The organism is Pseudomonas sp. GW821-FHT09H03, from assembly GCF_059415945.1.
On the sequence record NZ_JBWKOF010000034.1, the window covers coordinates 1,903 to 3,209 of the forward strand.

Annotated in this window: 1 rRNA gene (running past one end of the window); it reads left to right on the plus strand. The window is 49.5% G+C overall.

The window, feature by feature from the left end:
- Window positions 1-144: 144 nt before the first annotated feature.
- A 23S ribosomal RNA gene (locus AC07OG_RS26285) occupies window positions 145-1,307 on the plus strand (it continues 1,827 nt past the right edge of the window).

The window sequence follows — 1,307 nt, forward strand, 5'->3', positions numbered from 1 at the left end:
TATGTGATAGAAAGATAGACTGAACGTTACTTTCACTGGTAACGGATCAGGCTAAGGTAAAATTTGTGAGTTCTCTTAGTTGAGAAATTCGAATTTTCGGCGAATGTCGTCTTCATAGTATAACCAGATTGCTTGGGGTTATATGGTCAAGTGAAGAAGCGCATACGGTGGATGCCTTGGCAGTCAGAGGCGATGAAAGACGTGGTAGCCTGCGAAAAGCTTCGGGGAGTCGGCAAACAGACTTTGATCCGGAGATGTCTGAATGGGGGAACCCAGCCATCATAAGATGGTTATCTTGTACTGAATACATAGGTGCAAGAGGCGAACCAGGGGAACTGAAACATCTAAGTACCCTGAGGAAAAGAAATCAACCGAGATTCCCTTAGTAGTGGCGAGCGAACGGGGACTAGCCCTTAAGTGGCTTTGAGATTAGCGGAACGTTCTGGAAAGTACGGCCATAGTGGGTGATAGCCCTGTACGCGAAAATCTCTTAGTCATGAAATCGAGTAGGACGGAGCACGAGAAACTTTGTCTGAATATGGGGGGACCATCCTCCAAGGCTAAATACTACTGACTGACCGATAGTGAACTAGTACCGTGAGGGAAAGGCGAAAAGAACCCCGGAGAGGGGAGTGAAATAGATCCTGAAACCGTATGCGTACAAGCAGTGGGAGCCCACTTTGTTGGGTGACTGCGTACCTTTTGTATAATGGGTCAGCGACTTATTTTCAGTGGCGAGCTTAACCGAATAGGGGAGGCGTAGCGAAAGCGAGTCTTAATAGGGCGTCTAGTCGCTGGGAATAGACCCGAAACCGGGCGATCTATCCATGGGCAGGTTGAAGGTTGGGTAACACTAACTGGAGGACCGAACCGACTACCGTTGAAAAGTTAGCGGATGACCTGTGGATCGGAGTGAAAGGCTAATCAAGCTCGGAGATAGCTGGTTCTCCTCGAAAGCTATTTAGGTAGCGCCTCATGTATCACTGTAGGGGGTAGAGCACTGTTTCGGCTAGGGGGTCATCCCGACTTACCAAACCGATGCAAACTCCGAATACCTACAAGTGCCGAGCATGGGAGACACACGGCGGGTGCTAACGTCCGTCGTGAAAAGGGAAACAACCCAGACCGTCAGCTAAGGTCCCAAAGTTATGGTTAAGTGGGAAACGATGTGGGAAGGCTTAGACAGCTAGGAGGTTGGCTTAGAAGCAGCCACCCTTTAAAGAAAGCGTAATAGCTCACTAGTCGAGTCGGCCTGCGCGGAAGATGTAACGGGGCTCAAACCATACACCGAAGCTACGGGTATCACG